This is a genomic window from Sphingomonas sp. dw_22 (genome assembly GCF_018449795.1).
GTDB lineage: Bacteria > Pseudomonadota > Alphaproteobacteria > Sphingomonadales > Sphingomonadaceae > Sphingomonas.
This window is the reverse complement of sequence record NZ_JAAVVE010000079.1, coordinates 1-8,694: the sequence shown is the minus strand read 5'-3', so window position 1 is coordinate 8,694 and position 8,694 is coordinate 1. Positions and strand designations below refer to the sequence as shown.

11 protein-coding genes are annotated in these 8,694 nt (G+C 67.5%); 1 reads left to right on the top strand and 10 read right to left on the bottom strand.

Annotated features, from left to right (window positions below):
* Positions 1–174: 174 nt before the first annotated feature.
* From HB724_RS19835 to HB724_RS19810, 6 genes are all read right to left on the bottom strand, one after another.
* Positions 175–597, bottom strand: a complete 423-nt coding sequence (locus HB724_RS19835) for a 23S rRNA (pseudouridine(1915)-N(3))-methyltransferase RlmH (protein ID WP_213982679.1) — start codon at positions 595–597, stop codon at positions 175–177.
* A gap of 128 nt (positions 598–725) precedes the next feature.
* Complete coding sequence (gene rsfS / locus HB724_RS19830; RefSeq protein ID WP_213982681.1) at positions 726–1,043, bottom strand: ribosome silencing factor; 318 nt, start codon at positions 1,041–1,043, stop codon at positions 726–728.
* Positions 1,044–1,120: 77 nt separating this feature from the next.
* A complete protein-coding gene (locus HB724_RS19825; RefSeq protein WP_213982678.1) occupies positions 1,121–1,780 on the bottom strand; it encodes a nicotinate-nucleotide adenylyltransferase in 660 nt (219 codons plus the stop codon).
* Positions 1,777–2,067: a type II toxin-antitoxin system RelE/ParE family toxin gene (locus HB724_RS19820; RefSeq protein ID WP_213982677.1), complete on the bottom strand. Its 291-nt coding sequence runs from the start codon at positions 2,065–2,067 to the stop codon at positions 1,777–1,779. Before HB724_RS19820 ends, HB724_RS19825 begins: the two co-directional genes overlap by 4 nt.
* Positions 2,064–2,318 (bottom strand): ribbon-helix-helix protein, CopG family, encoded by a 255-nt coding sequence (locus tag HB724_RS19815; RefSeq protein ID WP_213982676.1) that lies wholly within the window; start codon positions 2,316–2,318, stop codon positions 2,064–2,066. Before HB724_RS19815 ends, HB724_RS19820 begins: the two co-directional genes overlap by 4 nt.
* 31 nt (positions 2,319–2,349) lie before the next feature.
* Positions 2,350–3,609 carry a glutamate-5-semialdehyde dehydrogenase gene (locus HB724_RS19810; RefSeq protein WP_213982675.1) on the bottom strand — a complete coding sequence of 420 codons (1,260 nt, stop codon included), beginning with the start codon at positions 3,607–3,609 and terminating at the stop codon, positions 2,350–2,352.
* 48 nt (positions 3,610–3,657) lie between these two features.
* On the opposite strand from HB724_RS19810, the gene HB724_RS19805 reads away from it, so the two are divergent.
* Positions 3,658–4,728 (top strand): DUF3667 domain-containing protein, encoded by a 1,071-nt coding sequence (locus tag HB724_RS19805; protein WP_213982674.1) that lies wholly within the window; start codon positions 3,658–3,660, stop codon positions 4,726–4,728.
* Here HB724_RS19805 and HB724_RS19800 read toward each other — a convergent pair.
* The 4 genes from HB724_RS19800 to HB724_RS19785 form a co-directional block, all read right to left on the bottom strand.
* Positions 4,676–5,128, bottom strand: coding sequence for a hypothetical protein (locus HB724_RS19800; protein ID WP_213982673.1), 453 nt, complete (start codon positions 5,126–5,128; stop codon positions 4,676–4,678). The genes HB724_RS19805 and HB724_RS19800 overlap by 53 nt on opposite strands.
* Before the next feature lie 65 nt (positions 5,129–5,193).
* Positions 5,194–7,155 (bottom strand): ATP-dependent zinc metalloprotease FtsH, encoded by a 1,962-nt coding sequence (gene ftsH / locus HB724_RS19795; RefSeq protein ID WP_213982672.1) that lies wholly within the window; start codon positions 7,153–7,155, stop codon positions 5,194–5,196.
* Positions 7,156–7,225: 70 nt separating this feature from the next.
* Positions 7,226–8,251 (bottom strand): tRNA lysidine(34) synthetase TilS, encoded by a 1,026-nt coding sequence (gene tilS, locus HB724_RS19790; RefSeq protein ID WP_346344761.1) that lies wholly within the window; start codon positions 8,249–8,251, stop codon positions 7,226–7,228.
* On the bottom strand, positions 8,229–8,694 hold a 466-nt coding region (locus tag HB724_RS19785; protein WP_213982671.1), incomplete at its 5' end, for a tetratricopeptide repeat protein. The genes tilS and HB724_RS19785, both read right to left, overlap by 23 nt.

Below are 8,694 nucleotides of genomic sequence, written 5' to 3'. Positions count from 1 at the left end.
CGGCGCGCTCCAGCGCCTGCGAGCGCGCCTGCGCCGCCTGGGACTGGCCCTGCGCGGCCTTCAATCGTTGTTGCTGCTGATCGGCGATGCCCGGCACCTGTGCGCCCGCCAGGCTGCCGGCGGCAAGCATCGCCACCAATGCGCCGCCAAGGATCAAGCTGCGTGCAGGCCCCATCAGCCTTCGCGGTGATAAGGATGGTTGGCGAGGATCGAGGCAGCACGCCAGAGCTGCTCGGCGAGCATCGCTCGCGCCATCATGTGCGGCCAGGTCGCGCGGCCGAAGGACAGGAGCAGGTGCGCCTGCGCGCGCTCGGCATCACCGAAGCCGTCCGCCGCGCCGATCAGGAATCGCGCCTCGCGGATACCGTCATCGCGCCACACGCCCAGCCGCTCCGCGAGCACGCGCGACGGCAGATTCTCGCCGGTCTCATCGAGCATGACGATGCGAGTCGCGCCCTCGACCGCGGGCATCTTGCCGCCGGTATCGGGCAATTCGGTCATGCGCACCGGCCAGGACAGCCGCTTCAGATAGCGATCGACCAGTTCCGCCTCGGGGCTGCGCCCGATGCGCCCGCGCGCGACGATATGGAGCAGCATCGCTGGTTATTGGGAAACGCTGGCGCGTTTCGCGGCACCAGCCCGCTTCCCCACCCGGCCACCCATAGGACACTGGCGTCGGGTGGCCGGGTGGGGGAGCGGGCTCGTGCGGGTCAAAGCAAAAAGGCTCAGGCCTGGCCCGCGGCGGCCGTGTCTCCGAACGCCCACATGCGCTCGAGATTGTAGAAGCTGCGCACTTCGGGGCGGAACAGATGGACGATCACGTCGCCGGCATCGATCAGCACCCAGTCGGCGGTGGGCAGCCCTTCCACGCGCGGGCTGCGGCCGAACTCGGCCTTGATCTTCTCGGCGAGCTTGGCGGCCATCGAAGCGACCTGGCGCGTCGAACGGCCCGAGGCCACCACCATGAAATCGGCGATGCTGCTCTTGCCCGCAAGCGGGATGGAAACCGTCTCGACCGCCTGATCGTCGTCGAGCGACGTCATCACGAGCCTATGCAGCGCGGCAACGCCGTCGGCGTCGGTCGATCGCTGCACATTGGGGGAACTGGCCAAGGGAACTCCTAGGGTTGAATACGGTCTGTGCCGATAAGTGGAGACGGCGCCGACTCCTTCAAAACACGGTTCTGAAGCATGTCGAGGAAACGCCGGTGCCAGACGGGATCGGCGGCCCGAAGGCGCGTCGCCGAGGTAGGATCGGGGCGGAAGCGCAACAGCACAAGTGCCGGCAATCTCCATCGCGTCCAATTCTTCGCCTGGCCTGCGGGCCGCACAGCGCGCCGCAGCCAACCCATCGCAGGACTTGCGTGGGCCTGGCGATCATAGCCCGGACGGGCGATCACCGCAATCGGAACCTGCCGGGCGATATGGCGCCACCGCTGCCAGCGGTGGAACTGCGCCAGATTGTCCGCGCCCATCAGCCAGATGAAGCGATGGCGCGGATAGAGTCGCGGCAGCCTGGTGAGTATATCGGCGGTGTAGCGGGTCTTGAGGCGCTTCTCGATTCCCGTAGGCCGGATCGGCGCATGCCGGGCCATCGCCCGAGCGGAAGCCATGCGCGCCGCGAAGGGCGCCATGCCCTTTTCCGGCTTGAGCGGATTGCCCGGCGAGACCAGCCACCACACCTCGTCGAGCTCCAGCGCGCGCAGGGCATGGAGCGAGAGCCGCCGATGCCCCTCATGCGCCGGATTGAACGACCCGCCGAGAAGTCCAATGCGCTTCAATCCCGTCCCGATCTTCGCCAGTTCTGGCGCACATGATGCATGCGCAAGACTTCTATCCCACCAGCCGCGACGCGATAGAGCAGCACATAGTCGAACCCCGTGATCCGCCATTTACGGATATCGCCTTCGAGCACCGCGCCGGCGCGCGGCCGCTCCGCCAGAAACCGCGAGGCCTTCAGGGCCGCGGCACCGAGCTGTTCGGCGAAATCCGGAGCGTGTTTCTGATAGAAATCGTCGATGCCGCCCAAATCTGCCCGGGCGAGTACCGTCCAATGGGCGCGGCTCATTCGGCGACGGCTCGGTGCCGCCGGCTTTCAAACCATGCTTCCATTTCTTCCTGGCTGACGAGCTCACCCCGATCGGCGGCATCCACACCTTCCTGAATGAAGGCCCAGAATTCCGATTCCTCCTCGACATACCGCGCGACCGCCTGCTCGACGACCCAGGCGCGCGATCGCTTGAGGCGCGCAGCAAGCTTATCGAGCGCCTGCGTAAGCTCGGAGTCGATCCGCGAGGTTATGACGATCGGCTTGGACATGTATTGAATGTATACAGTCGCGTGAAGCCCTTCAAGGCCGGGTCTGCCCCGTCCCGCGCACCACCCATTTATACGTCGTCAGCCCCTCGAGCGCGACCGGACCGCGCGCATGGAGCCGGCCGGTGGAGATGCCGATCTCGGCACCCAGCCCGAACTCGCCGCCGTCGGCGAACTGGGTCGAGGCGTTCCACATCACGATCGCGCTGTCGACCTCGGCCAGGAAGCGCTCGGCGACCGCCGCGTCCTCGGTGACGATCGCGTCGGTATGGTGCGAGGCATGCCGGGCGATATGCTCGATCGCATCCCCGACGCCGTCGACCAGCTTCACCGACAGGATCGCGTCGAGATATTCGGTGTCCCAGTCCAAGCGATCCGCCGGCAGCACGCGCGGATCGATCGCCTGGACATCGGCATCGCCGCGCAGCTCGCACCCGGCATCGGCGAGCGCCGCCAGGATCGGCGCGGGATCGGCGAAGGCGCGATCGATCAGCAGCGTCTCGGTCGCGCCGCAGACGCCGGTGCGGCGCATCTTGGCGTTGAGCGCCAGGCTGCGCGCCATGGCAGGATCGGCGGCGCGGTCGATATAAGTGTGGTTGATCCCGTCGAGATGCGCGAGCACGGGCACGCGCGCCTCGCTCTGCACCCGCGCGACCAGGCTCCTGCCGCCGCGCGGCACGACCAGGTCGATCAGCCCCTCGGCCGTCAGCATCGCGCCCACGGCCATGCGATCGGTGACCGGCACGAGCTGCACCGCGTCGGCAGGCGCGGCGGCCGCTTCCAGCCCGCGCGCCAGCGCCGCATGGATCGCCCGGTTGCTGCGGATCGCTTCCGAACCGCCGCGCAGGATCGCGGCATTGCCGGCCATCACCGCGAGCGCGCCGGCATCGGCGGTCACGTTGGGCCGGCTCTCATAGATGATGCCGATCACGCCGATCGGGACGCGCGTGCGGGTGAGCACCAGCCCGTTGGGGCGCTCCGCACGGTCGATCACCTGGCCGACCGGATCGCTGAGCCGCGCCACTGCCTCGACCCCCGAAGCCATGGCTTCGATCCGCCCCGCATCGAGCCGCAGCCGATCGAGCAGCGCACCCGACAGGCCCGATGCCTCCGCCGCGGCCATGTCCTCGGCATTGGCGGCGGCGATTTCGGCGCTCGCCGCGCGAATCGCGGCCGCGGCCGCCAGCAGCGCGGCGCTCTTGGCCGCGCTCGGCATTGCCGCGAGCGTCCGCGCGGCGGCGCGGGCGCGCCTGCCCATGTCGGCGACCAGCATCTGGATATCGGCGTCGGCCATGCGGCACCCGCTAGCACGGCTGGCGCGAAGCTGATAGGTCTCAGGGGCATGGGGGATCTTGATGCGGCAGGAGAAATCGTTTCAGGCGCGCTGATCGGCCGCGCCGTGGAGCCGCATGCCGGCGAAGGCCATGGCGAGGCACATGGCGGCACCTGCCTCAATTGCGGGACGGCGCTGGTCGGCCCGCATTGCCACGAATGCGGCCAATCGGGGCATGTCCACCGCTCGCTGGCCGCGATCGGGCATGAGATATTGCACGGCGTCGCCCATTTCGAAGGCAAGCTCTGGAAGACGCTGCCGCTCCTCGCCTGGCGGCCGGGCGACCTCACGCGGCGCTACATCGCCGGCGAGCGGGCACGGTTCGTCTCGCCGATGGCGATCTTCCTCTTCTCGATCTTCACGATGTTCGCGGTGTTCCAGATCCTGGGGATTTCGCCGCCCGCCGACTTGCACGCGCAGCGCGCCAAGCCCCAGGCCGCGATCGAGGAAGCCCGCAAGGATGTCCTGGAGCGCCGCAAGAACGCGATCGAGGCGCGCGACGAGCGTTCCGCCGACGATCCCAAGCGCGCCAAATATGTCGAGCGGATCGCCGAGGCCGACAAGGAATTGCAGGATCTGACGACCGCCGCCGCCGCGCTCAAGTCCACGAGCGATCCGGTCGAGGCGGTCGTCACCAGCCATACCGGCTGGCACGCGCTCGATCACGGCATCGAGAAATGGCGCGAGAACCCGGCGCTGATGATCTACAAGCTGCAAGCGAGCAGCTATAAGTTCTCCTGGCTTCTCATACCCTTGTCACTGCCGTTCGTATGGCTGCTGTTCTTCTGGAAGCGCCAGTACAAGCTCTACGATCACACGGTGTTCATCACCTATTCGATCGCGTTCATGTCGCTGCTGTTCATCGCCGTCACCGTACTGGGCGCGGCGGGCGTGAGCGCGGCGTGGCTGGGCACGGCATCGTTCGTGATCCCGCTCGTCCACATGACCCGGCAGATGAAGCAGGCCTATTCGCTGGGCTGGCCCTCGGCGATCCTGCGCACGATCATCCTGTGCTTCTTCATCATCATCATCCTGGTGCTGTTCCTGCTGCTGCTGGTGCTGATGGGGATGATGGGCTGACCGGCGCGGTGCAGGGATAGCGCCGGTCCAGGAATTCAAAGAATTCGGTGTCGAACGCGCCCTCGCGGCGTACCTGCGGAAGATCGTCCAGCGCGTTCACCAGATCGTCTATCTGGAACGTATCCTTGGTGCCCTTTGTCGGACAGGCCCGGGGCGGCTTGCCGGCCTTGGCATCGGCATCCAGCTCCGCCTTGTAGCGCTTGAAGGACTCACCGAGCGCATAAGTGAGCCGGGCGGCCTGCGCCGCCTGTTCGGGCTTGTCCTTTTCCGCCTTCACCGCCGTCCAGCGATCGATGAAATCCGCCACGGTCATCTGCGGCCCCTGCGGCGCCTCCTGGGCCAAAGACGCAGGCGCACTCGACAGCGAGGCAACGACGGCCGCCAACAGCATGAACCGCATGGAAAAAGCCCTCCCCCGATTGCTCAGGGAAGGGCTATTCGTCACAGCTTGAACGCCGGCTGAATTCAGGCGCCCTGCGGCGCCGGATTGCCGAACGGACCCTTGGGCCGGCGGATCTTCGGGATCGAGGTGCCGCCCGCGGGAACCGGCGCGCTGCGTGCGCTGGGATCGTCGCGGCCGATCTCGTCGCCCGCGATCAGCCGCTTGATCTCCTCGCCGGTCAGCGTCTCATATTCGAGCAGCGCATTGGCCAGGCCGTGCAGCTGGTCGATATGGTCGGTCAGGAGCTGCTTGGCGCGGTTGAGACCGCCTTCCACCAGCTTCTTGATCTCGGCATCGATCAGCAGCGCCGTCTCGTTCGACATGTTCGCCGGGCGCGCCATACCGTAGCCAAGATAATTCTGCTCGTCCTCGGCATATTCGAGCGGACCCACCGCATCGGACATGCCCCAGCGCGTCACCATCGAACGCGCCAGGCGCGTGGCGGACTGGATGTCCGACGAGGCGCCCGAGCTCACCCGGTCATAGCCGAAGATCAACTCCTCGGCGACGCGGCCGCCCATCGCGATCGAGAGATGCGCATACATCTGGTCGCGGTGCATCGAATTCTGGTCGCGCTCGGGCAGGCGCATCACCATGCCCAGGGCGCGGCCGCGCGGAATGATCGTCGCCTTGTGGATCGGGTCCGAAGCCGGCTCGTGCATCGCGACGATGGCGTGACCGGCCTCGTGATAGGCGGTCATCCGCTTCTCGTCCTCGGTCATCAGCATCGACTTGCGCTCGGCGCCCATCATCACCTTGTCCTTGGCGTCCTCGAACTCGCTCATCGCGACGAGGCGCTTGCCGCGGCGCGCAGCCAGCAGCGCCGCCTCGTTGACGAGGTTCGCCAGATCGGCGCCCGAGAAGCCCGGCGTGCCGCGCGCGATCACGCGGGCATCGACGTCGGGCGCCAGCGGCACCTTCTTCATATGGACCTGGATGATCTTCACCCGGCCCTCGATATCCGGACGCGGCACCACGACCTGGCGGTCGAAGCGGCCCGGACGCAGCAGCGCCGGATCGAGCACGTCGGGGCGGTTGGTCGCCGCGATGATGATGATGCCCTCGTTCGCCTCGAAGCCGTCCATCTCGACCAGGAGCTGGTTCAGCGTCTGCTCGCGCTCGTCATTCTGGTTGCCCAGGCCGGCACCGCGCGAGCGGCCGACGGCATCGATCTCGTCGATGAACAGGATGCAGGGCGCCGACTTCTTGGCCTGCTCGAACATGTCGCGCACGCGGCTCGCGCCGACGCCGACGAACATCTCGACGAAGTCCGAGCCCGAAATGGTGAAGAAGGGCACGCCCGCCTCGCCCGCGATCGCACGGGCGAGCAGCGTCTTGCCGGTACCGGGCGAGCCGACCAGCAGCGCGCCCTTGGGGATCTTGCCGCCCAGCCGTGCGAACTTGCTCGGATCCTTCAGGAACTCGACGATCTCCTGCAATTCCTCGCGCGCCTCGTCGATGCCGGCGACATCGTCGAACGTGACCTTGCCTTCCTTCTGCGTCAGCAGCCGCGCGCGCGACTTGCCGAAGCCCATCGCGCCCGAACCCGAATTCTTCTGCATCTGGCGCAGCACAAAGAAGGCGATGCCGAGGAACAGCAGGAAGGGCAGCGACTGGACAAGGATATACTGCCAGATCGAGGGCGTATCCTCGGGCCGCGCATTGATGACGACGCCCTTGTCGCGCAGCCGCTGGGTGAGCTGCGGATCGTTGGGCGTATAGGTGCGGAACTTGCCCTCGGTCATCGTGCCGGTGACGACGCCGGTGCCCACCGCGATATTGACGTCCTTGACGTCGCCCGACTCGACCTTGTCGAGGAAGGTCGAATAGGGAATCGTGTTCCCCGTAGGCTGGGCGGTGCGGGTGTCGAAGACCGTGACGAACAGCGCCAGCGCCGCCAGGATTCCCACCCAGATCAGCAGGCTCTTCATCCAGGGATTGCCGCCACCGTTCTCCGGACCCTGCGGCTTGCCGTTGTCGCTCATATCGTGCCCAACACCTTTCGAAGCCCAGTAGATAGGCATGTGGGCGTTAATGACAATGGAACAACGTCGATCAGAGTGATCGGCGCGGCGGGGACGGACGGAAGGTTGCGAAGGTTGCGCGGGTGCGGGCCTCGATTCCGGCATGGGTGCCTCCCGAAGCGGCTTCCAACTGGTCCAGCAGGGCTTCGATGTTGGCACCGTCGGGAAAGGCGGGCGCGGTGATTCGCGCGCAGGTCCGCATCTCGCGAATCGCGCGGCGGACGAGGCGGCGGCGGATCTCGCGGGGGAGATCGGCGATCTCCAGCCGGATCTCCGCCTCGCCGACCACGGCGCGCTCGGCCCAGTAGCGATCGGCGAGCCCCGCAAGCGTCGCCTCGGCTTCGGCGGCGTGGCGGGCGGACGCCGCGAGCCCGCCAACATCGAGCTCCGGATTGGCCGCAAGCAGCGCACGGAAGCGCGTGCGATCGTGCCGCGCATCGTCGTTCGAGGGATCGTCGACAAAGGGCAACCCCGCCGCGACCGCCAGAGCGCGCAGCTCGGCACGGCGCCAGCCGAGCAAGGGACGCAGCAGAATCAATCCCTTGGCATCCGATTCGCGCCGCGCGCGGATCGAGGCGAGGCCGGCGACGCCTGAGCCCCGTGCGGCGCGCATCAGGAAGGTCTCGGCCTGATCGTCGGCATGATGCGCGGTCAGAAGCGCCGGGGCGCCAACTTCGGCGGCCCATTGCTCCAGCAGAAAATAGCGCGTTTCCCGTGCCCTGGCCTGGATGCTGGCGCCCTTGATGGGCGAAATGGGCGCCAAAGTGCGATGCGGCGCGCCAAGCGCGGTACAGGCGTCCGCGACCATCGCCGCCTCGTCCGCCGAGGCGGCGCGCAGGCGGTGATCGACCGTGGCAACCACGACGCAGCCCGGAAAGGCGGCACTGGCGAGCGCGAGCATCGCCATGCTGTCCGGCCCGCCCGAGACCGCGAGCGCAAGCGGCGCTTCGGGCGCGGGCGCACGTCCCGACAGCGCCAGCAGATCGGCGCGGAAGCGCGCCGCGCCGCCGCTCAGCGCGCCAGCTGCGGCCGCGTCACTTGCACTTGTTGGCGGCACGTCCCTGATCGACCCCCGCGCGCATCTCGGCGTTCAGCCGCTCGCCGTAAAGCTGGGTCAGCTCGGTATAGACCTTGCAGATCTCGGTCGCCGGCTTCTTCAGCTTGGTGAGCGCCTGCGCCAGATAATAGAGGCTGTCGCCCGCGCGCTCGCCATTGGGGTTCTTCTTGTAGTTCTCGTAGAAGGCGACGGCGGCGAGGCTCGGCGCCCCGGCATCGAGATAGGCGCGGCCGAGCAGATTCTGCGCATAGCTGGCGCGGCGGTGCGTCGGATATTTGGTCGCGACCGCCTCCAGCTCGCGGCGCGCCTCGGGATAGAGCTTGGCCGTCCAGAGGCGGAAGCCATAGGTATAGCCGTCCTCCGCCGGATCGCCGCTATTGGGCTTCTCGATCGCCGCGACCTGCTGCGCGCGGGTGCCGGTCGGCTTGTCCGCGGGCTTGTCG